The sequence below is a fragment of the Hymenobacter perfusus genome (assembly GCF_003944765.1).
GTDB lineage: Bacteria > Bacteroidota > Bacteroidia > Cytophagales > Hymenobacteraceae > Hymenobacter > Hymenobacter perfusus.
In genome coordinates this window covers 425,193-448,587 of record NZ_RWIU01000005.1, presented here as the reverse complement: position 1 = coordinate 448,587, position 23,395 = coordinate 425,193, and the positions used below count along the sequence as shown (strand labels likewise).

Genomic DNA, 23,395 nt, shown 5'->3' with positions numbered 1-23,395 from the left:
CCCGATTCCTTTCCACCCGGTCTGTTTTCCCTACCCGCCCTTCTCGATGAGCATTGCCAACGATATCCGAACCGCCTTTAGCCGCCGCGATAATGCCCTGAATCAGCTGCTGCTGATTAATGTGCTGGTGTTCGTGTTTCTGGTGCTGTTTCGCACGGTTATGTTTGTGATAACCAAAAACCGGGACGCCCACCTGCTGCTCATGGATTGGCTGGCGGTGCCCTCGGTGCCGGCGCTCCTGCTTACCCGCCCCTGGACGCTGCTCACGTATAGCTTCGTTCACATAAACTTCTTTCACATCCTGTTCAATCTGATCAATCTGTACTGGTTTGGCGGGCTCGTTCGGGAGTATCTGGGCGACCGGCGTTTGGTGAGCCTGTATGTGTTGGGGGCCTTAGCAGGCGCGGTAATTTACCTGCTGGCGTTCAACTTTATTCCCGCGTTCCGGGTAGGTCCGGCTATCCTGTACGGGGCTTCCGGCAGCGTTACGGCCGTTATCCTGGCCGCCGCCACGCTCCTGCCCGATTACACGTTCTCCATTATCCTGCTGGGGCCGGTACGCATCAAATACATTGCGGCGGTGGTGGTGCTGGTGAGCATTGCGGGGGTGAATGGCGGCAATGCCGGGGGCGATATAGCTCACCTGGGCGGGGCCCTGCTTGGCTTCCTGTTCGTGAAGCAGCTCCAGGCCGGCCGCGACCTGGGCCGCCCCATTCAGGCAGTGGGCGACTGGGTTGTCCGCCTCGTGACGGGGCGTCCTAACCTGCGCGTAACTCACCGCAGTGCCGCCGCTACAGCCGCCGCACCAGCCGTCAAGAAAGGCCCGGCTACCCAACCCGGCCAAGACGAAATCGACCTGATTCTGGATAAGATTTCGCACTCCGGCTATGAAAGTCTGTCGAAGGATGAAAAGCAGAAACTGTTCCGGGCCAGCCAGAAATAAGCTTCAAACCCAGCTCTCTAAGCAAATAAGAAGCCCGCTGCATTGTTTGCAGCGGGCTTCTTATTTGCCCATATGCCAATTTCGTCGGGCAGGCGGCAGCCGCTCAATGGCGTAGCGCAAAGCAGTACGGGGCAGCTGGCCCCGGTGGTCAGTCAGGAATTCTTCGAGGGCTTCTTCGTTGCGCTTGCCTACCTCCCGCAGCATCCAGCCGGTAGCTTTATGAATAAGGTCGTGGCGGTGGGAGAGTAGTAGCTCTGCTACGGCAAACGTGTCCTGAAACTGGCCCTTTCGAATAAAAGCCAGCGTAGATACAATGCTCATCCGCTGGCTCCACAGGTGGTTTTCAGCTGCCAGCTCATAAAGCGGGGCCCGGTCTTTATCCAGCAGATAGCCTCCCACAATATTGGGGCAGGTGATGTCTACCAAATCCCAGTTGTTTACGAAGTGGCGGTTGGCCAGGTACTGCTCATAAATGGCTGTCCGCCCGGCAGGTCCGGCTTTAGTGAACTGCAGCGTCCAGATCACCAGCGCCACCGAGCGGCATTCGTGCCAGGGGCTGTGCAGTAGCCTGAGTACTTCCTGCTGCGGTAGCTGCTGAAACTCCCGGGCCAAAAGGCGCTGCTGGGGCATGGTAAGGCCCAGAAACTGGTCCCCTTCGCCGTATTCACCGGGGCCGGTTTTGAAGAAGCGGGCCACCGCTACCGCCCGCTCCGGGTCGGCCAGGGCGTGAATGCGAACGAGTACATCATGGGCGGTGAGCATGCTGCGGGTGGATTAGGGAATGTTGTACCGGATGTCGGACTGGTTGTGGGTGTAGAAGTAGGCGTAATTGCCGCACATTTCCTCCCAACCGGCCACGGTGGCATGTTTCTGGTGCAATACATCCTCCCAGGCAAGGCGCATCTGGCGGGCACATACCAGTGGTCTTACCTGCCCTACACCCGTGCCCAGGCCCGGTATGGCCACCGTACGCACCACATCCTTTACAACACGGCCATCGGGCAGGTGGCCGTGTTCAAGCAGCAGCAGCAGCGCCCGCATACTATGGTACACGTTCGGGCCCCGCGTAATGGTCATCGGCGTGCGCATGGTAGGCGCGGCAATCAGGTAGGGAAACGGCGCATGGCCGGTGGGCAGTATTTCCGCCTGTCCCACCAGCAACTCCCCGTAATACTTCTCCCGGATGACGTGCTGCAGATCCTTTTCCAGGTGCCAGCCCAGCGTTTTGGAAATGGCAAAGTCGATGCCGCCATTCATGTAGCCAAAGCTGTTGGCCGGGCTTACCAGTGCATCGGCGGGCACCTCGAAAATAGAGCCATGCCGGATAGTTACCTGCGGTACATCGGCGAAAACGCGCTGCCAGGCGTCCGTAATTTCTGAGTTGGTGTCCGTGAAGTAAAAGTGCATAGAAGGGTTTAGGACCGTAAACTACGCATTCCGGCATTTCTTGGTCACAAAAAACCGGCCGCCCTGCTTGCGCAGAACGGCCGGTTTCTATCGGAGGCTGGAGAAGCTTAGGCCGAAGCCTTGCTCATGTTGTCCAGCGCGTCCATTACTTCTTTCACGTGGCCGCGCGAGGTTTCCAGTAGGGCTTTCTCCTCGTCGTTGAGCTGCAGCTCGATTACTTTCTCAATACCGTTTTTGCCCAGGATAACCGGAGCGCCCAGGTACACGCCATCAATGCCGTACTCGCCTTCTAGCTTGATGCACACCGGGAACACACGGCGCTGGTCGCGCACAATGGCCTCTACCATCTGAGCCGCAGCCGCGCCAGGCGCGTACCAGGCCGAGGTGCCCATGAGCTTCACCAGCTCGCCGCCGCCCTGGGCGGTACGCTGCACAATGGCGTCGAGGGTTGCTTTGTCGATCAGCTCCGTAACGGGGATGCCGCCTACGGTGGTATAGCGGGGCAGGGGCACCATGGTGTCGCCGTGGCCACCCATGAGGACCGCCTGAATGTCTTTGGGGCTCACGTTGAGGGCTTCGGCCAGGAAAGCACGGTAGCGGGCCGTGTCCAGGATGCCGGCCATGCCGAATACTTTTTCGCGGGGCAGGCCGGAGGTGAGGTGGGCCTGGTAGGTCATCACGTCGAGCGGGTTGCTCACGATGATGATGATGGCGTTAGGCGAGTATTTTACCACCTGCTCGGTTACCGATTTCACGATGCCGGCGTTGGTCGAAATCAGGTCGTCGCGGGTCATGCCGGGCTTGCGGGGCAGGCCGGATGTAATCACCACCACGTCGGAGTCAGCCGTGCGGGCGTAGTCGCTGGTGACGCCCACCGTACGCGAATCATAGCCGATGATGGGGGCTTTCTGCCAGATGTCAAGGGCTTTGCCTTCGGCGAAGCCTTCTTTGATGTCAACCAACACAATTTCGTTGGCAATTTCGCGGGTGGCCAGTACATCGGCGCAGGTCGCGCCTACGTTGCCGGCTCCAACTACGGTAACTTTCATCAGTGGATGGAATTGGGTGTGAACTATGGGATGCGCGTAAAGCTACGGGATAGAGCCGAGAGGTGCGGCCTTGCAACGGAAGAAATGAAGCCGCCAGTTGAATAGATTACATCCGCTTCACCACCAGCACCCGCTCCGTATTCTCCGTCACCTTGAACCGCTCATCGGGCCGGAAGCCGATAACCCAGGCAATCTTGCCGTCGGCGGAAACCAGCACCCACACGTTGTCTTTGAGGTTGAGGGGTACTTTCTGGTCGATAAGGAAGTCGGAGAGTTTCTTTTTGCCCTTCATCCCGATGGGCATAAACCAGTCGCCTTCCTGCCAGGGGCGCACCGTGAGCGGGAACTTGAGCACGTCGGCATCCAGAGCCGCTACGGCTTTGCCCTTCGGTACGTCGTAGCCTTCCGTTACTTCCAGCAGCTCGGTGCGCAGGTGCAGGCCGTCAATTTTGAGAACCTCCTGTCCGGCCTGGAGCTGGTGGGTGCCGAACTTCTGGAGCTTACGCGGGGTAATCACCAGCTGGTCGCGGTCCTTCACCAGTTGGTGCGTCGGCGACTCGAAGCGGCGCCCCGGCTCGGCCCCGAAGCTCTGCACAACGTCCTTGGTGACGAGGTAGCTGAAGCCGAAGGGCCGCAACAACTCGTGCAGCACTAAAGCCGTGGCGGCCGTTTTTTGGAGCAAACGGATGTCGAGGTAGGTGGCCTCGGGCTCCTGGCGCTGGGCCTGGGCGGCGGTTTCCTCCACGTAGCGGCGCACAATTTCCTCGGCCGCCCCCACGCGCTCGGCCGTGACGCTCATGGTATGGTCGAGGCTGGGATTGATGTCGCGCAGCACGGGCAGCACCTCTAGGCGCAGGCGGTTGCGCTGGTACACTGGCGAGTCGTTGCTGGCATCCTCCCGCCAGATCAGGCGGTTTTCTACTACGTAGTCGTAGAGGTCGGGCTTGCTCACGGCCAGCAGGGGCCGCACCAAATGGCCGGTTTTGGGCCGGATGCCGTGCAGACCGGCCAGGCCGGTGCCGTGGGTGAGGTTCAGCAACATGGTTTCGGCGGTGTCGCGCTGGTGGTGGGCGGTGGCAATGGCGGCGTAGCCCTGGCTGGCCCGGATGCGCTCAAACCACTCGTAGCGCAAAGCGCGGGCCGCCATCTGCGTCGAAATGCCTTCCTGCTCGGCAAACTTTTTGGTCTGAAAAAACTCCACGAAGTAGGGCGCCTCGTACTTCTCGGCCAGCTTGCGCACGAACTGCTCGTCGGCGTCGGCTTCCTCGGCCCGCAGCCCGAAGTGGCAGTGCGCCACCCCAAACTTCACGCCCAGTCGGTGCAGCACGTCGGCCAACACCACCGAATCGAGGCCGCCGCTGACGGCTACCAGCAGCTGGTCGGTAGGGGAGAAGAGGGCGTGTTCCTGAATGAAGGGTTGAATCCGGTCAAGCATGAGGGAAGTGAAATCTAGGGCTAGCTTCCCTCCCTGGAAAGGAGGGGCTGGGGGTGGTTGATGACAATTGAACAGGCTATATACTAGAGCTAAAAAAGACGTTCAAAGAGTGTCAACCACCCCCAGCCCCTCCTTTCCAGGGAGGGGAGCTAACCTTCGCTCTAAACAGAAGACCTGTACTATTCCACAAAGAAAACCGTTAGCAGCGGCCCTTCTGTACCTTTGCGCCGAAATGTCGTTCCCGAAGCCTCTTTTTCTTCTGTTGTTGCTGTTGCTGCCGGCCCTGGCCTGGGCCCAGCAGCGCCCGGCCGCGCGTGCCGGCAACCCACCCGTAACCCCGCAAAAAGGCCAGCAGATTGAATTGCTGACGGCTTCTGAATTGCAGGGCGGCGACTTTAACGGGGTGGAAATCCGCAAGCTGATCGGCAACGTGAGTTTCCGCCAGGGTACCACGCTGCTCTACTGCGACTCGGCGTATCAGTACACCGAGCGCAACGCGCTGGAGGCCTTCAGCAACGTGCGCATCATCCAGAACGATACCATCACCATTACCGGCGACCGGGGCACCTATGATGGCGACACCCGCAAGGCCCGCATAACCGGCAACGTGACCATGCGCGACCCGCGCATGACGCTCACCACCCAGTTGCTCGACTACGACCTGAACAACAACCTGGCGTACTACAGCACCGGCGGCCACCTCCAGGACCCCGAAAATACGCTCGACAGTCAGTTTGGCTATTATAATACAGTCAGCAAGGTGTTCAGCTTCAAGCGCAACGTGAAGCTGGTGACCAAGGAAAATACCATCGATACCGACACGCTGCAGTACAATACTGTCAGCAAGATTGCTTACTTCTTCGGTCCGACGCGCATCAAGGGCAAGCAGGGCAACATCTACGCGGAAAACGGCAACTACAACACCGCTACCAAGATTTCCAACTTCGCCCGCAACGCCAAAATCGAGACGCCCAACTACCTGCTGGGCGGCGACAAGCTGTACTACGACGAAGCCCGGCAGTACGGCGTGGCCACCGGCCGAGTGTCGATGACTTCCAAAAAGGACAACCTCGTTATTCGGGGCGACGTGGGGCGGTATTGGCGGGCCCAGGGCCGCGCCAAGGTGTACGGTAGCCAGCCCGTGATGCGCAACATCTCCGATAAGGACACGCTGTATCTGTCGGCCGATACGCTGGTGAGCGTGGAAGGTCGTCCGCCCCAGAACAAGGCCGGCGTGATTTACGCCTACCGCAAGGTGCGCATCTTCCGCGCGGATCTGCAGGGCCGCTGCGACTCGCTCACCTACGACCGGCAGGACTCTATCATCTACCTCAGCCACGACCCGGTGCTCTGGAACAAGGGCAACCAGCTCACCGCCGACTCCATGCAGATTCAGCAGCGCCGCGGCAAAATTGACCAGATGCGGCTGTTTGGGCACGCCTTCAGCATCGGGGAGGATACGCTGGGCAACTTCAACCAGGTAAAGGGCCGCAACATGGTGGCGTACTTCGGGGAGAAGGCCATAAAAAAAATTGATGTGCTTGGCAACGCCGAGAGCCTCTACTATGCTCTTGAAGGCGACACGGCCGTGTCGGGCGTGAACAAAAGCGTGTCGGCTACTATGGCCCTGCGCTTTCAGGACAGCAAGCTGCAGACCATCAGTTTTCTCACCAACCCCGAAGCCCAGTTCATTCCGCCCAACGAACTCAAGGCGGAAGATGCCAAACTAAAGGATTTCCGCTGGCGCCTCACCGAGCGCCCCACCCGCCGCCAGACATTAGGAAAACACTTTGCACCGGTACCTGCCAAACCTAAAAAAAAGGCGGCACCCGCGAAAAAGACGCCCGCCAAGAAAACAACTACCAAAAAAGCCGCGTCGAAAAAGCCGGCCACCAATCCCCGAACCGCTCCTAAACCCGTGAAGAAATAGTGGCAGAAAGGCAGTAACCGGACCAGCCGGCTCCGTTTCTGCGCCGGCAACTGGCCACAGATAGCCGACAACTGATTTGCCTCACCGATTCTTCTTACCTTTGCGCCCCTTATGCTGTCTTTCCGTCCTGCCTTCTTTGTTCTGTTATTGAGCACCTTGCTGCTCGGCTCCTGTACCGGCTATCAGAAGCTGCTCAAGAGTACCGACGTGAACAAGAAGTACGAAGCTGCCATTCAGTACTACGATAAAGGCGACTTTTTCAAGGCCGGTACGTTGCTGGAAGAGTTGATTCCGTTGCTCAAAGGCCGTCCGGAGGCAGAAAAAGCGCAGTTCTACTTCGCCAACACCAACTTCCGGCAGCGCAATTACACGCTGAGTGCGTACTACTTCAAGACGTTCTACGAAACCTATCCCAACTCTACGTACGCTGAGGAATCTGCTTTCATGCAGGCTAAATCCCTGTTCCGCGACTCGCCGGAGTTTCAGCTCGACCAGACCAACACGTACTCGGCCATTGAGGTGATTCAGGATTTTCTGAACCGGTTTCCTGAGAGCCGCTTCCGCGCCGAAACCGAAGGTATGTCGCAGGAGTTGCAGAAGAAGCTGGAAAACAAGGCGTTCAATGGTGCCCGGTTGTACTACGATTTGCGCTACTACCAGTCAGCCGTAACGGCCTTCACCGGTTTCCAGCAGCAATATCCCTCATCGGCGTACGGCGAGCAGGCTGCTTTCCTGAAGCTGAGTGCCCAATTTGATCTGGCCACGGAAAGCGTGGAGGAAAAGCAGCGGGAACGGTATCTGGAAACTATTGCGTTCTACCAGAACTTCATCGATGCTTTCCCGCAAAGCAAAAGCCTCAAAGAAGCAGAGCGGATGTACGATACGGCCCGCAATGCCGTCGAGAAGCTCAAGCCCGCCGACCCCACGGCGGCCAAATAGATTTTTGAATGGCCTAACCATGGGTTGAACCGGAAAAATGAGCGTAGTTGTTTGCTGCTTCACTTTTTCAGTTCTTCATTCTCCATCCTAGGCGCATTTTTCCTCGCACATTTTTCACATTAAGAAGAATATGAAGACTCCCAACAACGTTTCGGCCTCCATTGTAACCCGCAATATGTCGGATTTCACCCACGAAACCGGCAACGTGTACGAGAGCCTGGCCATCATCTCGAAGCGCGCCAACCAGATTTCGGTGAAGCTGAAGGAAGAGCTGAACGGCAAGCTCGCCGAGTTTGCTACCACCGTCGACAACCTGGAAGAGGTGTTCGAGAACCGTGAGCAAATCGAAATTTCCAAGCACTATGAGCGGCTGCCCAAGCCCACCAACCTCGCTATTGAGGAGTTCCTGGAAGGCAAGGTGCATTTCCGCACGCCGGCCGAAGAAGAAGTAAAAGGCTAACCTGCTACTTTGCCTGACCGCAAATACGCCATGCCCAACCCATCACGCTTTTTGCCGGGTTGAGCATGGCGCTTTTGCGTTCGGCTATTATCGTCCCTCAGTACTGATTTTCGTTATATGCTACAAGGGCGCAAAATTCTGGTGGGTGTATGCGGCAGCATTGCCGCGTATAAATCGGCCTTGTTGGTGCGGCTGCTGGTAAAGGCGGGTGCCAGCGTGCAGGTAATTCTGACGCCTGCTGCCGCTGCCTTCGTCACGCCCCTGACGCTGGCCACGTTATCGAAGCAGCCGGTTTTGCAGGGTTTTCTGAAAGACGAGCAGGCCGGCGAGTGGCACAACCATGTGCATCTGGGCCTCTGGGCCGATGCTCTGGTGGTGGCCCCGGCCTCCGCCAATACGCTGGCTCACTTGGCTAACGGGCTTTGTGACACGCTGCTTGATGCTGTGTACCTCTCAGCCCGTTGCCCCGTGTTCATGGCCCCCGCCATGGATCTGGATATGTATCAGCACCCGGCCACGCAGGTTAATCTGCGTCGGCTACGCGAGTATGGCAACACGGTGTGGGAGTCGCCGGCTGGTGAGCTGGCCAGCGGCCTCAACGGCCCCGGCCGCATGCTGGAGCCGGAGGATATGGTGCAGGCACTGGAACAGTTTTTTCAGGGAGGAGAAAGATAAAAAGTGAAAAGTCAAAGGGGCTTTCATCAGGCGCCTGAATCATATCTTTGATTAGCGTATGCCAACCCCGTGCTCTGACTAATCAATGGCACTTTTCCCTTGCACCTTTTTATTTTGACTTCGCCCATGCGCGTCCTCATTACTGCCGGCCCTACCTATGAACCGCTAGACCCGGTGCGGTTTATCGGCAACCACAGCACGGGCAAAATGGGCTACGCGCTGGCCGAGACGTTTGCGGCGGAAGGCGCGGAGGTGCTCCTCATCAGCGGCCCGACCAATCTGCCCGACCCAACCAGCCCCTCCATCCGGACGGTGCGCGTGCAGACGGCGGATGAGATGTACCAGGCCGCCGTGGCCGAGGCTGCTATGGCCAATGTGTGGGTATTTGCGGCGGCCGTGGCTGACTACAAGCCGGCGCACGTTGCCGAAAACAAGATCAAGAAGGCAGGCGACACGCTGCTGCTGGAGCTGGTGAAGAACGTGGATATTGCTGCCGAGCTGGGGAAAATCAAGCGGTCCGAACAATTTTCCGTGGGTTTTGCGTTGGAAACGGAGAACGAGCAGGCCCACGCCCTCGGTAAGCTGCAACGTAAGAATTTTGACCTCGTGGTGCTCAACTCCCTGCGTGACGCCGGGGCCGGTTTCCGCCATGATACCAACAAAATCACGCTGCTGGAAGCTGACGGGCGGGTAACTATCTTCGACCTGAAATCTAAAGCTGAAGTGGCCCGTGATATTGTCCGCGCCGTTCTGACCCGTTTGCCCCATCCTCATGCGTAAGTTTCTGCCGTTATTTTTGCTGTTGCCCGTTCTGTTGCTCACGCTTCCGGTACAGGCGCAGGAGCTGCTGTCCGAAGTAACGGTAACCACCGAAAACGTGACCATTTCCGACCGGCAGCTGGTGCAGGAGATGAAGAACGCCATGCAGACGTTCCTGAATACCCGCGCCTTCACCAACCAAGTGTATCGCCCTGAGGAGAAAATCCGCTGTAAGGTGTTCGTGGGCATTACCGAAATTCCGCAGAACGGGACATTTAAAGCCACCGTCCGGATTCTGAGTACGCGGCCGGTGTACGGTACGGGTTACGAAACCAACGTGCTGAGCTTCGCTGACCGGGGCTGGATTTTCAACTACTCGCCCCAGAACCCGATTGACTACTCGCAGAACACGTTTGTGGGGAACCTGTCGTCTTTGCTGACCTTCTATGCCTACATCATCATCGGGATGGACCAGGACAGCTTCGCGCCCTTGAGCGGCTCGCCGTACTATGACCGGGCCCGCACGATTCTGGTCAATGCGGCCTCCCAGAACGTGACCAATGAGGCCGACGAGGGCTGGAAGGATACCAACAACGGTAACCGGTACTGGCTGCTCAACAACCTGCAGGACCCACAGCTGGAAGCTTTCCGGAGCGCCATTTACGCGTATTACCGGCAGGGAATGGACATCTTTATTACCAAGCCTGAGGAGGCCCGGGCCGGTATGGCTACGGCGCTGCAGGGCGTGCAGCAGGCCGTACAGCGGCGGCCCGGCACCCTACTGGCCCGGGCCTTCTTCACCACCAAAGCCGCCGAAATTTCGGATGTGTTTCGTACCAGCCCCAGTCAGGAACAGAAAACCCAGGTAACCACGCTGCTTACGGAAATGGACCCGACCAACTCGGCGAAATACCAGACCATTCTGCGGCAACCTTGATCTGGGGAAATCCGAGGGCAAAATTAATTAGCATCTGACTAAATGAACTAGTAGCTTTGCTAAAGCTACTAGACGCGGTTTTGTGCAGCCGGCCCGTAGCCTCACTTTTTTGGTAGCTGCGGCCGGCGTACCGGCCTCATTTGGTTCATGTTATGCTGGTTGATCTGCGGATTCAGAATTACGCCCTCATTGAGAAGCTGGAGTTGCGGCCATCGGCGCTGCTCAACATCATTACCGGCGAAACAGGAGCGGGTAAGTCGATTATGCTGGGGGCTATTGGGCTGCTGCTGGGCAACCGCGCCGACTCCCGCATGCTCTTCGACACCGACAAGAAGTGTGTGATTGAGGGGCAGTTTGATATCAGCGGATATCAACTCCAGGATATTTTCGAGGCCGAAGACTTGGACTATGACCGGCAATGTATTCTGCGCCGCGAAATCAGTCCGGCTGGCAAAAGCCGCGCCTTCATCAACGATACGCCCGTGACGCTGGAAACCCTGCGCAATATTGGGGCTAACCTCATGGATATCCACTCCCAGCACGATACGCTGCTGTTGGGCGACTCCATGTTTCAGCTGAATCTGTTGGACCTGTACGCCGGGTTAGTGTCCACGCGGGGCCAGTACAGCAACGCTTATCGGCAGTACCGCAAGCAGGATGCCGACTTGAAGGCGTTAGAAGACCAGGTGGCCCAGGCTAACAAAGAGTTGGATTACCACAGCTTTCTGCTCAATGAGCTGGAGGAGGCCAGTCTGGATAATGAGCAGCAGGATGACCTGGAGCAGGAAGTAAAGGAGCTGGAGCACGCTGAGGAAATCAAGTTCAAGCTCACCCATGCGCTCCAGGGAATAGCAGAAAATGAATACTGCGCCACCAGTGCCCTGAAGGACGCCGCCACGCTGCTGGGCCAGATTGCGGCGTACTCAGAACCAGTGCGGGAATTAAAGCACCGCCTGGATAGCTGCCTGATTGAATTGCACGACGTGGCCGCCGAAATTGAGGCGGTAGAACGCCGTACAGAGGGTGATCCGGCCCGTATCGATGAGCTGCAGGGCCGCCTGAACGTACTCTACAGTCTTCAGCGCAAGCACCAGGTGCGGGATGTGGTAGCCCTGCTGGCCGTGCGCGCTGACCTGCGCGACAAAGTAAGCTCCGTACTTAACCTGGATAAGCAAATCAGCCGCCTGCGCCGGGAGGTGGAAACCAGCCTGGCCGCCGTGCAGAAACAGGCGCTGCGCCTCTCAGAAGCCCGCCGCAAAGTGTTTCCGAAGTTCGAAAAGGAACTGGCCGCCTTGCTTATGGATTTAGGTATGCCGCACGCGCGCATTGTGGTGCAGCACCAGGAATGCGCACCCAGCGCCAGTGGCACCGATAGTATCAGTATCCTGTTTTCGGCCAACAAAGGCGCCCAGCCCCAGACGCTGAGCAAGGCCGCCTCGGGTGGGGAATTCTCGCGCCTGATGCTGTGCATTAAGTACATGCTGGCTGATAAGACGGCTCTGCCGACAATCGTGTTCGATGAAATTGACACGGGTATCAGCGGCGAAATTGCGGTGAAAGTGGGCCGCATGATGCAGCAGATGGCCAAAAAGCATCAGCTCATTGCCATCAGCCACCTGCCCCAGATGGCCGCCGCCGGTGACGCGCACTACTTCGTGTACAAAGAAGACCGCGCCGACCGCACCGTGAGCCGCATCCGTCAGCTCAGCCAGGAGGAGCGTATCCAGGAAATTGCCCAGATGATTTCCGGGGCCAATCCCAGCCAGCACGCCACCCAGAGTGCCCGGGAGCTATTGGCGCTGCGTGGGGTGGAAATGGCGGGGTAAATGGTGATTTAGTGATTTAGTGATTTGGTGATTGTTTAACTTGCTGCCTCTTGTTGGTAATGAAATGGAAAGGGATGCATTACTTTCCTGCTCACTAAGTCGCTAAATCACTAAATCACTCAAGATGTCAAACCTGCTCGCGGGCAAAGTCGGTATCATTTCCGGCGCGCTAAACGAAGAATCCATTGCCTGGAAAGTCGCCCTGAAGGCTCACGCCGAAGGGGCCCGCTTTGTGCTCACCAACGCCCCGCTGGCCATGCGCATGGGCGAAATCAACAAACTCTCGGAGCAGTGCAACGCGCCCATCATCCCGGCCGATGCTACCTCCATGGAGGACCTGGAGAAGCTGTTTTCGGGAGCCCAGGAGCACCTCGGCGGCAAGCTCGATTTCGTGCTGCATAGCATCGGCATGAGCGCCAACATCCGCAAGGGCAAGCACTACGGCGAGTTGAACTACGAGTGGTACCAGAAAACGCTCGACGTGTCGGCGCTGTCGTTCCATAAGATGCTGGCCGTGGCTGAGAAGCAGGACGCCTTCAACGAGTGGGGCTCGGCCGTGGCTCTGAGCTACATTGCCGCCCAACGCGCTTTCCTCGACTACACCGACATGTCGCAGGCCAAGGCCATGCTCGAAAGCATTGCCCGCAGCTACGGCCAGCGCCTCGGCAAGCTCAAGAAAGTGCGCGTGAATACCATCTCGCAGTCGCCCACCAAAACCACGGCCGGCACCGGCATCAGCGGCTTCGATGCGTTCTACGAGTACGCCAACCGCCTCTCGCCGCTGGGCAACGCCCCGGCCGAAGCCTGTGCCGACTACTGCATCTCGCTATTCTCGGACCTGACGCGCTACGTGACCATGCAGAACCTCATGCACGACGGCGGCTTCAGCACCACCGGCATCTCGGAGGAAATCGTAGAGCTAATGTCGAACGCCAAGCAGTAGCCTGTTCGAATTTTCCAGTGAACGACAACGCCCGGCCGGTTTGGCTGGGCGTTGTTGCGTTCAGGTGTTGCGGGGAGTAGCGTCTGCAAACAGCGCGTCTATGGTTTTTCGGTCATAGTCGAGAATCCAGTCTTGTATTCCTGATATAAGGGTCGGGTTGTCTCAGGGGTGTTGCTGCTGATGAGTAGGCCACGGTCATCGTACATAAAGAAAATGAGTCCCCGGGTCCGGTTGAAAAAGTGGAGCCGACCATGAATTGCTGTCTTGTTCTGGTCTGGAAAATCCTGGTAGCTGATGGCGGCCAGCAGCGCTTGATGCGGTATCTGGGCCGCGGCGGTAGAATAAAGTGCCTCGTTCCAACGGCCCTCACTATACCACTTCGGGTTAGGTATAGCCCGCCAATTACGAAACGTGATGTCTCGCTTGCCGATGCCCATCTGCTGGAACAAGTAGCTATTGCTGCGGATTCGGTGACGTTTGTATAGGTGTTTCTGGTACACTAGCAACACCTCGTCAGTCGGTGCGAAGGCTGCCTCGAATAGGGTACTGGCTCGATGCAAGACCTGAGCAAAGTATCCGGCGTCATCGGGCGAAAGGGTGCCTTGCAGGTCAAAGCGAATCCAGGTAGGCAGCTCGTAATACAATAAGCGTGTATCCAGTGGTTTGGTGGCGTGCTGCTGCAGGAATTGGGCTAGTGGAGAAGGCATACAGCAAACAGGTTCTGACGACGCGGCAACGTTCCCGACATCGTTTGCGAGGAAATAACGGCACTTCTGCTGTCATAAACCAGCCCTTAGCAGTATCATGTAGCTTGATGCCTCCGAAGAATCAGCGGTGATTTCGCTCGGAGTAGCACCTGTTTTCGATGGCTGCTACATTACCCTGCCTATGTCCTTCCAGCCGTTGAATGTGCGTTCGTTTGCCAATCTTTCCACCCGTAATAGTCTGACGCGTCTGCTGCTGGTGTTGGCGCTGCTTTGGCCTCTGCTGAGTCAGGCGCAGGTGGCACCGGCCTACGATTTTGTGGTGGCGCAGGATGGGTCGGGGCAGTTCCGGACGGTGCAGGAGGCATTCAATGCCGTGCCCGATTTCCGAAAGAAAGTCACGACCATCTTCGTCAAAAAAGGGGTGTACAAGGAGAAGCTGCTGCTGGCCGGCTCCAAGCAATTCGTGCAGCTGGTGGGCGAGGACCGGGAGCAAACCATCCTGACGTACGACGACTACAACCAGAAAAAGAACATTTTCGGGGAAGACAAAGGCACGTCGGGCTCGGCCAGCTGCTACATCTACGGCTCCGATTTCACGGCCGAAAACCTCACGTTTCAGAACTCCTCGGGGCCGGTGGGGCAGGCGGTGGCGGTGTGGGTGGCCGGCGACAAAGCCCGGTTCCGGAACTGTCGCTTCCTGGGTTTCCAGGACACGCTGTACACCTACGGCTACGGCAGCCGCCAGTATTACCAGGATTGCTACATCGAAGGCACCGTGGATTTCATCTTCGGCAGCAGCACGGCGTGGTTTGAGAAGTGCACCATTTTCTGCAAAACCAGTGGCTTCGTCACGGCCGCTTCCACGCCCGACAGCACCCGCTACGGCTACGTGTTCAACCAGTGCCGCATAACCGGCGACGCCCCGGCCAACAGCTTCTACCTGGGCCGGCCCTGGCGGCCCTACGCCAAAACCGTGTTTATAGGCTGCGAGCTGGGCCGGCAGATCAAGCCCGAAGGCTGGGACCACTGGGACAAGGAGAGTAACAAGCAAACCGCCCGCTACGCCGAGTTTCAGAGCCGCGGCCCCGGAGCCGCCCCCGCCAGGCGCGTCAATTGGGCCCGGCAGCTTTCCGAGGCCGAAGCCCGGCAGTACACCCGCCAGAACGTGCTGCGCAACTGGGACCCCACGGCCGATTGAGGCGGAACTGGAATATCCACAACGGTCATGCTGAGCGCGGCCGAAGCATCTCTACCGCTTTATCTGGATTGCTATTGCAACGAAGCGGTAGAGATGCTCCGGCTGCGCTCAGCATGACGGTCTTTACCTCGGCTCAGCAAGATAACAGGCCACCTCAGAAATTCAGCTGGGCCTGCAGGCGCAGCAGGCCGCCGCGCTGGCGGTTGTCGGGCTTCTGGAAATCCTCGAAGCGGCGGTTGGAGAGGGTGTACATCGTCACCAGCTCGAAGCTCGGGAAGGGCTGCCACTCCACGCCCAGTTCGGCCTCGCGCACTTGGTAGCTGCGGGTGTCCCGCTCGTGCTTCTTGCCGCCGTCGTAGTACTGGGCGCGCAGGAAGGGGTAAAACTGCTGGCCTTTGTATTGCAGGCGGTAATTGAGGAGCAGGTAGCCGCCGTGCAGGCGCTGGGTTTCAATGCTGTCGGTGCTGGGGTTGAACTCGGGGCCGCGGCCCACGTTGTACTCGGCCTGCACGCCGAAGGGCTGCGGATACACCACGAAGGTGGCGGCCATGCGCTGGTCGGGGTAGCGCAGGTCGGGGCGGTGCTTCACGCCGCTGGACAGCTGGTCGCGGTTCACCACGTACTCGCCGGTGTAGGCCTGCAATGCCGGCTCGATGATCTGGCCCCCGATTTCCAGCGGGTACGTGACGCGGGCTACGATTTGGCGCTGGTTGTTGAGCTCGGGGCGGTTGGCGGTCTGGCCGTTGAATACGCCGAGGCCCACCACGCCGTAGTCGCCGGAGCCTTTCAGGCCGTCTTTCACGAGGCGGCTGAAGCGCTGGCGTACGGCCGTGGGGGCCCAGTACAGGAAGGCGCCCAGATCCCGCTCGTTGGAAAAGGAGCTGTTGATACCGTCGCTGCGGTCCAGGGCCAAGCGGTTCTGGCTGGACTGCATGTTCTCGAACCCAAACGGAATCTTGCTCTGCCCCAGCCGCACCCGAAACTGGCTGGCCTTGTCGAGGCCCACATCAAAATAGGCGTCGCGCAGGAGCGTGGCGTTCAGCGAAGAGCTGCCGCTGAGCGTGCTGGCGAAATCGGGCTGGAGGTAGAAATACACCCGCTCGTGCAATTGCCCGAAGAAGATAATGCGAATCCGGCGCAGCGAAAACCCGCCGTTGCGGCCCCACGACCGGTCGCACTGCTCGCAGGTGAGGTCGGGGTTGGTTTCCAGCAGCCGGTTGTAGCGGGCCTGCACGTAACCCCGGATGGAGACAGTTTGATACCACTTAGGCGTCGGGGCCGGCTCCGAGGAAACCGAGTCGGCGGCTTGGCCGTGGGCCCGGCCGGCAGCCAGCAGCAACAGGGTGATTAACAGTTTCTTCATGAAATGATAATGCTGGCACAAAGTGCGGCATTATCATTTCATGAATGTGTCCGGTGTATTACGCCAGTGTTACCAATGCCATCTGCACCATTCGGCCCCCGCTGCCCTGGGGTAACGGGGGCCGGATGAGGTTGGGCCGGTCGTAGCGCGAACTACAAAGTTCGCGCTACTGAAAGCTACTCCGCCGTTTCGGCTACCGCGTCGGCCTGGGTGGTGGCTTCGTAGGTGTCGGCGTACTTGAAATCATCGAGCCAGTAGGCGGAGCTGACCACGTCAAAGACTACGGATTTCTCGGTTTTTTTCGAAGGCGTGAGCTGCCAGATGATGCTGGGGGCTTCGGGGAAGCTGGTGCCGTCGAGTTGCTCGTGGAAAAGGCGCTTGAGCAAGGTGTTATCGGGCATGCCCTGGGCCAGCAGGCGTAGGAGCGGGGCTTCGGGCTGCTGGTCGAAGATGCTCAGCGCCTCGGCGTCTTCGGCGGTGAGCTGCACCTGGAACTGCACGGCTTCGGCGCGGGGGAACTTGCCATTGTAAGCGGTGTAGAGCAGTTGGGTGGCCTTGAAGAAACCTTCGTGCTGCTCCAGTTCAGGGTTTTCTTCCCAGAGCTTTTCGGTGAGCATCTGGTGGGCCAGGTTTTCGATCTGGCCGGTGGTGAGCTGGTCTTCGAACAGATACTCCAGCACCAGCTGGGCGGCTTCGGTGGGCTCCAGGTCAGTGAGGGCCATGTGGGCCATGTCGGTCAGCTCGTTGGCGGCTATGTCGTCGGGGTTGTCGTAGCCGGTTTTGGTGAGCAGGTCCTTATAATCGGCCGGTTCCCAGGAGTTAGGCAGTTGGGTGAGGGTATCAAAGGTGAGGCGTTCTACGGTGAACTTCTGCATATGGAAAAGCTAAATGGACTACGCGGCGCAGGTGCGCCGCTGTTCTGCTTGCGTATACGTCGGCCCGCGGCAAAGGCTCGGATAAAAACCAAAAACCGGCCCCAACGACGCTTAGCAGCGTGGTTGAGGCCGGTTAGAACGGCGTAGAGACGCAATATTTTGCGTCTCGTCGTCGAACGAACGGCGTTGGGCTTACTGAACAACATCAGCAACGACGAGACGCAAAATATTGCGTCTCTACTACGGAATCAAACGGTCGGTGCGGAGCTGCGCGAACAGGTCGAAGAAGGAATCTTCGGTGGACTGGTAGGCCAGGAAGCCGCGCTTGCGGCTGTTGGTCATGTCGGTCATCACTTCGATGGGGCGGCCCAGGTCCAGGTCGGTGTGCCAGGGGGAGGCGAGGCGGTCGAGGGTGGGCTCGGTGAGGCCGTGCCGCTCGGCAATTTCGCGCCACACGGCGGCATCCTGGCTCAGTTCGGCTTCCAGCGGGTGCATGGTGCCGTCGAAGCCCACGGACTCGACCCCGAACCACGCGGCCAGGCGCGGCCACAGCCAACTCCAGCGGAATACGTCCCCGTTCACGATGTTGAAGGCCTGGTCTTGGGCAGTTTCAGCGGTGGCGGCCCAGCGCAGCTGCTGGGCGATCATGCGGGCGTCCGTCACGTCGGAGAGGCCGTTCCACTGGGCTTCGGAGCCGGGCCAGCGGAAGGGGCGGCCGGTTTCCTTGCAGATGCTGGCGTACACGGCCAGGGTGGTGCCCAGGTTCATGAGGTTGCCCACGGCCTTGCCGATGATGGTGTGGGGCCGGTGAATGCTCCAGGTAAACCCGTCGCGGGCGGCGGCGGCGTACACCTCGTCTTCCTGGGCGTAGTAAAAGTTGTCGAGCGGGAGGCGGGGCTGCTCCTCACGCAGGGGCGTGGGCGGCGGGGTGCCGCCATTCACGTAGGCCTCAAACGGCCCCAGATAGTGCTTCAGGCCCGTGACCAGCGCCACGTGTCGCACCGATTTCTTGGGGGTCAGGGCCTCCAGCAGGTTGCGCACCATCAGGCTATTCACGCGGATGTTCTCGGCCTCGGTGTCCTGCCGCATCCAGCTGGTGATGAACACGTGGGTGGGCGCGAGGTCGGCCAGGGCGGTTTGCAGACTGGCAGGGTCGAGCAAATTGGCCGCTACGGGGTGCAGGCCGGGCACGTCGTCGGGGCGGGGCGTGCGGGCCAGGCCGTAGGTGGGCCAGTCGTGAGCCACCAGCTCGCGGGCCAGGTTGCTGCCGATGATGCCACTGGCACCTACTACAAGGGCTATATCCTGCATGAGAAGGGAAATTCGGGGAATGTGGTTGCCGCTTTGTGTACGGCGCAAGGTGCTACAACAGCCGGATGGCGGATTTGTCTTGTTTCGGAAAGGCCGTGCCGGTCCGGCGGCTGGAAGCCGTCGGGCCGGTTGTCGTTAGCTGACGTTGCTGGCCGTTGCTGGCGCGAGTTTAGGCGCAGCCGTAACGCGTGCCTTCCCATGCCGGTAGGCTGTGCCTCCCCCGCCCGAACGGTAACGCTCACCCAGCTGCTACGGCCGGCGCGGTACCGGCTTGCCGCTGGCGCGGCAGGGAAGGTGCAACCGCCCCGCCAAAGCTGGTCACGCGTTACGGCTGCGCCTAAACTCGCGCCAGTGCGGGGCCAGTGCGGGGCAGTCAGGCTTCCGAAACAGCAGTAGGCGGGGGTAGGCAAGGCAACGGGCATTTCCACATCACCAAAAATGCCTCCGTCCTTGCCTACCCCGGCTACATGGTTTCCGAAAGTGGGGGTAGGAAAGGACGCACGCACTTGCGCATCATCAAAAGAGCCCCCGTCCTTGCCTACCCTGGCTACATGGTTTCCGAAAGCGGGGGTAGGCAAGGACGGGGGCACTGTTTATACATGCAAAAGCCGCCCCGGCCAAGGCGGGGGCGGCTTTTGCTACTCTGGAAGCCGAAGCGGGCCAGGCCGGAGGCTAAGAGCGTGTTTGGAAATTTGAAAAGAACGTCATGCTGAGCTTGTCGAAGCATCTCTACCGCTTCGTATGGGGCTTTTCAACGAAGCGGTAGAGATGCTTCGACAAGCTCAGCATGACAGAAACGACGTTTTCATAAATTCCCAAACACGCTCTAAGACATTGGGGCGGGTGCCGGGATGCGGGGGAGCTTGGCGGCCTTTTTAGTGGCGGCGTGCGTCTTGCTGAAATCGAAGAAGCGGTACACCTGCTCGGGGTCCTCGAAGCGCAGCTCCAACTGGGCCTTGAGGCGGCGCAGCGCGCGGGCCAGCGTGAGCCAGTCGGTGGTGAGGGCCACGCGGGCCTGGGATTTGGCCGCGCCGGTGGTATCCCGGCTGAGGTCGGCGGCGGAGAGCTGCTGGTAGGCGGCCCGGGCGGCGGCGGGCAGACCGGGGTTGCCCAGCTCGGCGGCGTACCGCTCATACAGCTCCAGCAACAGCTTGGACTCCTGAAGCAGCGCGGCCTGGTCGAGGCCGGCGAGCTTGCTCTTGCCGTACCGCTTGAAATCGGCGTAGGCGGGCAGCTTGCGCAGGCGGGGCGTCACGTAGTCCTTCATGGCGTCATCCACGAACAGCAGCCACTGCTTGCGGGCGGCGCGGTAGGCCTCGGTGCCGCCGGCGGTGGGCTCGGCCGCGTCGGTCAGGTTCTCATCGAAGCCGTCGAGGGCGGTTTGCAGGGCCGTGAGGTGGGCGTTGAACTCGGCCCCGAGGGCGGCCTGCGTCAGGGCCGTGTGGGTGCCCTGGCCCAGGGCTTTAAAGTTGGTGCGCGAGATGGGCATCGTCGCAAAAAAGTGGTCGAAATAACTCCGGTAAGCCGACATGGTAAAGAAGTAAGGAATGGAATAACATAGCCCGGACCGCCAGGCGCGGGCCGGTTGTAAGGTATTGAGAAGCCGGAATTTGGCAAGCAGGCAACGTGGGAATATTTTGGGCAGTAGCGCGAACTGTGTAGTTCGCGTCCCCGCGCCAGTAGAATCGTTTCAACGGCGCGGGGGCGCGAACTACAAAGTTCGCGCTACTGCCGGCTACCGGCGCGTTACGGCTGGGCCTACACTCGCGCCAGTTCAGGCTAACTCAATCCGCTTGGGGGCCATTTCCTCGGCGTAGTCCTGCATCACCTGCCGCAGAATCTCCATGTCGCGGGGGCAGCAGCGGGCAAATTCCTCCCAGTTGGTCAGCGTGAGTACGGGCGGCATTTCCACAATGGCCACTACCGAATCCCAGAAGGCGTCCCAGCTCGGGCCGTACCATTCCTCAAAGCCCAGCTGCTCCTTGAACAGTTGGTGCAGGGCGGCTTTGCTGGTGATGCCGGTGAGGTCGAGGGTCATGGGTGTCAATCCTGTAAAATTACAGGTGGACTCTTAATTTATAAGAGGCTGCGTGGATAGGATGTATACGAAATAGATGCATGCTAAAGTAGCTACGATACACGATGCAATTGTAATAGATGTAAGGCTGATAACGGGTAAAGATGAGCGTTGCTGATACTTATTTACTGCTGTAGCAAGCGTATTAATAAGAATCATACTCAGATAGATGATTACAAATACTACCCCAAATAATAAGGGAAAGACAATGGGGAAAGCCATAGTAGCCTGTGCGAATAGCATGGTGTATAAGTAATGGCTAAAGGTCCTTAGCTTCCCTAAAATACTAAAATCATTTTCACCCCGCCGTGTCACCTACCTCATCCTCATCGTCTACCATTACCCGGGCCAGCTTCTCGATGTTGAGGCTGCGGGCCGAGGCGTCGAAGATTTCGCGGTAGGTGCCGCGCAGGTCGTAGAGGTGCTCGTGGGTGCCGCTTTCCACCATGCGGCCCTGCTTCATCACGTAGATGCAGTCGGAATCGACAATTTGGGCGAGGCTGTGGGAGATGATGACCACCGTGCGGCCCTGCTTGATGGCATCGAGGGAGTTCTTGATCTGCTCGGTGGCAATGGCGTCGAGGGAGGCGGTGGGCTCGTCGAGGAAGATGATGGGCGGATTCTTGAGGAACAGCCGGGCAATGGCAATGCGCTGCTGCTGCCCGCCCGAGAGCTGCTGGGCGTCGGACTGGTAGCCGTTGGGCAGCTCCATAATCTGCTCGTGCAGGTAGGCCTGGCGGGCAGCGGCCTTGATCTGGTCGAGGGTGGCGTCCATCACGCCGTAGCGAATATTCTCCTCAATGGTACCCTTGAAAATGTGGTTTTTCTGCAGCACCAGCCCAATTTGCCGGCGCAGGGCGTGGGTGTCGTAGTCGGCCAGCGGGCGGCCGTCGAGCAGCATTCGGCCCGAGTCGGGGGCGTAGAACTTGCAGAGCAGGTTGATGATAGTGCTCTTGCCGGCCCCGCTCAGGCCCACCAGCGCGGTGGTTTTGCCAGCCTCAATGGTCAGGCAGACATCGTGCAGCGCTTGGGTGCCGCTGGGGTAGGTGAAGTCCACGTTGCAGATGTCGAACGTGCCCTGCAGGTGGTCGGGCCGGAGCGGGCCGGTGGGCTCCACGGCGTCCTCGGCATCCAGAATATCGAAGAAGCCCTCGGCGTAGGTGAGGGCGTCGTTCATCTCGTCGTAGATGCGGTGCAGCTGCCGGATGGGGGCCGACACGTTGTTGAACAGCAGGATATGGAACATGATAGCCCCGATGCTGATCTGCCGGTCGAGCACCAGGTAGGCCGTCAAGATGATGATGAGCACGACGCCGATCTGCTCGGTGAAGGTTTTGAGGCCGTCGTAGAGGAAGTTGGTTTTGCGCGTTTCCAACTGGGCTTCCTGGAGGTTCTGCTGCACCTGGGCCTGCTTCTGCTCCTCGTAGTTTTCGCGCACGAAGCTCTTGATGACCACGGCCGAGTCGATGAGGTTCACGAGGCCCTGGCTGCGGGCTTCGCGCAGGCCGCGCAACGCCCGGCGGGTGCCGTTGAGCTTATCGGCCTGGCGGTAGCTGAGCCAGAAGTACACCGGCAGCACCGCCACGGCCACCAGCCCCACGTACAGGTTGTTGGCAAACATGACCACCAGGGCCACAATGGAGTTGGCAAACAGCGGCAGAATATCAATGAAGAAGTTCTGCACCAGCTTCATCAGACTCTCCACGCCCCGGTCAATGCGGGTCTGGAGCTTGCCGGTCTGGTTACCGCTGTCGGAGTAGAAGCCGAGCTGGTAGCTGAGCACCTTGTGTACCGCGTCGCGCACCAGCGTGCTGCTCACGTTGATGCGGATTTTCTCGCCGTAAAACTTCTGCCCGAACTGGATGCCGGTGTTGATGATTTCCTTGCCCAGCAGCAGCCCGCTCACCAGCAGCAGCAACTCAAACCCTTCGGCCAGTGCCTGGTTGCGGTCGAGCATGCCCTGCACGGTATCCACGGTGTAGCGCAGCACAAACGGGTTTACCTGCGCCGCCAACGAGCCCACCAGCGTGAGCAGCAGCGTAGCAATGACCAGCCGCCGGTAGGGCAGCACGTAAGGATACAGGCGCCTGATAATTTCCCAGAGACTCATGCAGTAGCGGCTAAGTGAGGAGTTGCCGGTTAGACGAGCGGGACGGGGCGGGGGTTGTAGGGTAAGAAGAAGGAGATAACCCGCATTGATTAGTGGAACTGTATCCTGGCCAATAATGCCTGAACATTATTCTGTAATCCAGATGCCACTCCGTGTACTGTATTCTTATCGAAGTGACCGTAGGTATTGTATTCGGAAAGACAGAAATGCTCCTCTATGTCGTCGTACCAAATGATGCGTCGGCCGCAGACTGCCACCACCCAAAAGCTGTCCTCTCCGCTGCCATAGGTGTCGTATTGCCACTTCTCCGGAAAGATTTTCACCAGTTCCCACAAGCGTTCTAGTTCGCCGCGCATCTCGACTTCTGCGGAAAGTATGTCGTCGTAGAGGTCTTCAAGCGAAATTGGATGCCAAATCATAACAAGTGGAATAGAGCGGATCAGGGAGAGCT

At 59.0% G+C, this 23,395-nt stretch carries 22 protein-coding genes; 10 read left to right on the top strand and 12 right to left on the bottom strand.

Going from position 1 to position 23,395, the window contains the following annotated elements:
- Positions 1-46: 46 nt before the first annotated feature.
- Entirely contained in the window at positions 47-943 is an 897-nt protein-coding gene (locus EI293_RS16545; protein ID WP_125439646.1) for a rhomboid family intramembrane serine protease, read from the top strand.
- Positions 944-1,003: 60 nt separating this feature from the next.
- On the opposite strand, the gene EI293_RS16540 is transcribed toward EI293_RS16545, so the two are convergent.
- The 4 genes from EI293_RS16540 to tilS all read right to left on the bottom strand — a co-directional run bounded on the left by EI293_RS16540 (position 1,004) and on the right by tilS (position 4,834).
- Positions 1,004-1,705, bottom strand: a complete 702-nt coding sequence (locus EI293_RS16540; RefSeq protein ID WP_125439645.1) for a DNA alkylation repair protein — start codon at positions 1,703-1,705, stop codon at positions 1,004-1,006.
- A 12-nt stretch (positions 1,706-1,717) separates the two neighbouring features.
- Positions 1,718-2,350 (bottom strand): macro domain-containing protein, encoded by a 633-nt coding sequence (locus tag EI293_RS16535; protein ID WP_125439644.1) that lies wholly within the window; start codon positions 2,348-2,350, stop codon positions 1,718-1,720.
- Positions 2,351-2,457: 107 nt separating this feature from the next.
- Positions 2,458-3,399, bottom strand: coding sequence for a malate dehydrogenase (mdh, locus tag EI293_RS16530; RefSeq protein ID WP_044001171.1), 942 nt, complete (start codon positions 3,397-3,399; stop codon positions 2,458-2,460).
- A 106-nt stretch (positions 3,400-3,505) separates the two neighbouring features.
- Entirely contained in the window at positions 3,506-4,834 is a 1,329-nt protein-coding gene (gene tilS / locus EI293_RS16525) for a tRNA lysidine(34) synthetase TilS (protein WP_125439643.1), read from the bottom strand.
- 262 nt (positions 4,835-5,096) lie between these two features.
- Here tilS and EI293_RS16520 point away from each other — a divergent pair, with 262 nt between their 5' ends.
- From EI293_RS16520 to EI293_RS16485, 8 genes are all read left to right on the top strand, one after another.
- On the top strand, positions 5,097-6,764 hold the full coding sequence (locus EI293_RS16520; protein WP_170170413.1) for an OstA-like protein: 1,668 nt from the start codon (positions 5,097-5,099) through the stop codon (positions 6,762-6,764).
- A 111-nt stretch (positions 6,765-6,875) separates the two neighbouring features.
- The gene (locus tag EI293_RS16515) at positions 6,876-7,703 is read left to right on the top strand and encodes an outer membrane protein assembly factor BamD (protein WP_125439641.1); all 828 of its coding nucleotides are present in this window, start codon (positions 6,876-6,878) and stop codon (positions 7,701-7,703) included.
- A 130-nt stretch (positions 7,704-7,833) separates the two neighbouring features.
- Entirely contained in the window at positions 7,834-8,163 is a 330-nt protein-coding gene (locus tag EI293_RS16510; protein ID WP_044001175.1) for a DNA-directed RNA polymerase subunit omega, read from the top strand.
- Positions 8,164-8,280: 117 nt separating this feature from the next.
- Entirely contained in the window at positions 8,281-8,838 is a 558-nt protein-coding gene (locus EI293_RS22650) for a flavoprotein (protein WP_125439640.1), read from the top strand.
- Positions 8,839-8,964: 126 nt separating this feature from the next.
- Positions 8,965-9,618: a phosphopantothenoylcysteine decarboxylase domain-containing protein gene (locus tag EI293_RS22645; RefSeq protein WP_125439639.1), complete on the top strand. Its 654-nt coding sequence runs from the start codon at positions 8,965-8,967 to the stop codon at positions 9,616-9,618.
- Positions 9,611-10,534: a type IX secretion system protein PorD gene (porD, locus tag EI293_RS16495; protein ID WP_125439638.1), complete on the top strand. Its 924-nt coding sequence runs from the start codon at positions 9,611-9,613 to the stop codon at positions 10,532-10,534. Before EI293_RS22645 ends, porD begins: the two co-directional genes overlap by 8 nt.
- Before the next feature lie 152 nt (positions 10,535-10,686).
- Positions 10,687-12,360 (top strand): DNA repair protein RecN, encoded by a 1,674-nt coding sequence (gene recN, locus EI293_RS16490; protein ID WP_125439637.1) that lies wholly within the window; start codon positions 10,687-10,689, stop codon positions 12,358-12,360.
- A gap of 124 nt (positions 12,361-12,484) precedes the next feature.
- On the top strand, positions 12,485-13,303 hold the full coding sequence (locus EI293_RS16485) for an enoyl-ACP reductase FabI (protein WP_125439636.1): 819 nt from the start codon (positions 12,485-12,487) through the stop codon (positions 13,301-13,303).
- Positions 13,304-13,401: 98 nt separating this feature from the next.
- On the opposite strand, the gene EI293_RS16480 is transcribed toward EI293_RS16485, so the two are convergent.
- Positions 13,402-14,010, bottom strand: coding sequence for a DUF3885 domain-containing protein (locus EI293_RS16480; protein ID WP_125439635.1), 609 nt, complete (start codon positions 14,008-14,010; stop codon positions 13,402-13,404).
- Between the two features lie 181 nt (positions 14,011-14,191).
- On the opposite strand from EI293_RS16480, the gene EI293_RS16475 reads away from it, so the two are divergent.
- Positions 14,192-15,208, top strand: coding sequence for a pectinesterase family protein (locus tag EI293_RS16475; RefSeq protein ID WP_125439634.1), 1,017 nt, complete (start codon positions 14,192-14,194; stop codon positions 15,206-15,208).
- A 154-nt stretch (positions 15,209-15,362) separates the two neighbouring features.
- Here EI293_RS16475 and EI293_RS16470 read toward each other — a convergent pair whose 3' ends face one another.
- The 7 genes from EI293_RS16470 to EI293_RS16440 form a co-directional block, all read right to left on the bottom strand.
- Positions 15,363-16,571: a porin gene (locus EI293_RS16470; RefSeq protein WP_125439633.1), complete on the bottom strand. Its 1,209-nt coding sequence runs from the start codon at positions 16,569-16,571 to the stop codon at positions 15,363-15,365.
- Between the two features lie 176 nt (positions 16,572-16,747).
- Positions 16,748-17,446 (bottom strand): hypothetical protein, encoded by a 699-nt coding sequence (locus tag EI293_RS16465; RefSeq protein ID WP_125439632.1) that lies wholly within the window; start codon positions 17,444-17,446, stop codon positions 16,748-16,750.
- A gap of 240 nt (positions 17,447-17,686) precedes the next feature.
- On the bottom strand, positions 17,687-18,757 hold the full coding sequence (locus tag EI293_RS16460) for an SDR family oxidoreductase (RefSeq protein ID WP_125439631.1): 1,071 nt from the start codon (positions 18,755-18,757) through the stop codon (positions 17,687-17,689).
- 826 nt (positions 18,758-19,583) lie between these two features.
- A complete protein-coding gene (locus tag EI293_RS16455) occupies positions 19,584-20,288 on the bottom strand; it encodes a hypothetical protein (RefSeq protein WP_125439630.1) in 705 nt (234 codons plus the stop codon).
- 243 nt (positions 20,289-20,531) lie between these two features.
- Positions 20,532-20,795, bottom strand: a complete 264-nt coding sequence (locus tag EI293_RS16450; protein WP_125439629.1) for a barstar family protein — start codon at positions 20,793-20,795, stop codon at positions 20,532-20,534.
- Positions 20,796-21,132: 337 nt separating this feature from the next.
- A complete protein-coding gene (locus EI293_RS16445) occupies positions 21,133-22,944 on the bottom strand; it encodes an ABC transporter ATP-binding protein (RefSeq protein WP_125439628.1) in 1,812 nt (603 codons plus the stop codon).
- A gap of 89 nt (positions 22,945-23,033) precedes the next feature.
- On the bottom strand, positions 23,034-23,363 hold the full coding sequence (locus EI293_RS16440; protein WP_125439627.1) for a hypothetical protein: 330 nt from the start codon (positions 23,361-23,363) through the stop codon (positions 23,034-23,036).
- Positions 23,364-23,395: the final 32 nt, after the last annotated feature.

Bases quoted from the DNA above. Each gene is read 5' to 3' on its own strand.
- EI293_RS16460 (WP_125439631.1), bottom strand. From the start codon at position 18,757: ATGCAGGATATAGCCCTTGTAGTAGGTGCCAGTGGCATCATCGGCAGC.
- EI293_RS16545 (WP_125439646.1), top strand. From the start codon at position 47: ATGAGCATTGCCAACGATATCCGAACCGCCTTTAGCCGCCGCGATAAT.
- recN (WP_125439637.1), top strand. From the start codon at position 10,687: ATGCTGGTTGATCTGCGGATTCAGAATTACGCCCTCATTGAGAAGCTG.
- EI293_RS16465 (WP_125439632.1), bottom strand. From the start codon at position 17,446: ATGCAGAAGTTCACCGTAGAACGCCTCACCTTTGATACCCTCACCCAA.
- EI293_RS16485 (WP_125439636.1), top strand. From the start codon at position 12,485: ATGTCAAACCTGCTCGCGGGCAAAGTCGGTATCATTTCCGGCGCGCTA.
- EI293_RS16440 (WP_125439627.1), bottom strand. From the start codon at position 23,363: ATGATTTGGCATCCAATTTCGCTTGAAGACCTCTACGACGACATACTT.
- EI293_RS16470 (WP_125439633.1), bottom strand. From the start codon at position 16,571: ATGAAGAAACTGTTAATCACCCTGTTGCTGCTGGCTGCCGGCCGGGCC.
- mdh (WP_044001171.1), bottom strand. From the start codon at position 3,399: ATGAAAGTTACCGTAGTTGGAGCCGGCAACGTAGGCGCGACCTGCGCC.
- EI293_RS22645 (WP_125439639.1), top strand. From the start codon at position 8,965: ATGCGCGTCCTCATTACTGCCGGCCCTACCTATGAACCGCTAGACCCG.
- EI293_RS16540 (WP_125439645.1), bottom strand. From the start codon at position 1,705: ATGCTCACCGCCCATGATGTACTCGTTCGCATTCACGCCCTGGCCGAC.
- EI293_RS16445 (WP_125439628.1), bottom strand. From the start codon at position 22,944: ATGAGTCTCTGGGAAATTATCAGGCGCCTGTATCCTTACGTGCTGCCC.
- EI293_RS16510 (WP_044001175.1), top strand. From the start codon at position 7,834: ATGAAGACTCCCAACAACGTTTCGGCCTCCATTGTAACCCGCAATATG.
- EI293_RS16515 (WP_125439641.1), top strand. From the start codon at position 6,876: ATGCTGTCTTTCCGTCCTGCCTTCTTTGTTCTGTTATTGAGCACCTTG.
- EI293_RS16475 (WP_125439634.1), top strand. From the start codon at position 14,192: ATGTCCTTCCAGCCGTTGAATGTGCGTTCGTTTGCCAATCTTTCCACC.
- EI293_RS16450 (WP_125439629.1), bottom strand. From the start codon at position 20,795: ATGACCCTCGACCTCACCGGCATCACCAGCAAAGCCGCCCTGCACCAA.
- EI293_RS22650 (WP_125439640.1), top strand. From the start codon at position 8,281: ATGCTACAAGGGCGCAAAATTCTGGTGGGTGTATGCGGCAGCATTGCC.
- EI293_RS16480 (WP_125439635.1), bottom strand. From the start codon at position 14,010: ATGCCTTCTCCACTAGCCCAATTCCTGCAGCAGCACGCCACCAAACCA.
- EI293_RS16455 (WP_125439630.1), bottom strand. From the start codon at position 20,288: ATGTCGGCTTACCGGAGTTATTTCGACCACTTTTTTGCGACGATGCCC.
- EI293_RS16535 (WP_125439644.1), bottom strand. From the start codon at position 2,350: ATGCACTTTTACTTCACGGACACCAACTCAGAAATTACGGACGCCTGG.
- tilS (WP_125439643.1), bottom strand. From the start codon at position 4,834: ATGCTTGACCGGATTCAACCCTTCATTCAGGAACACGCCCTCTTCTCC.
- porD (WP_125439638.1), top strand. From the start codon at position 9,611: ATGCGTAAGTTTCTGCCGTTATTTTTGCTGTTGCCCGTTCTGTTGCTC.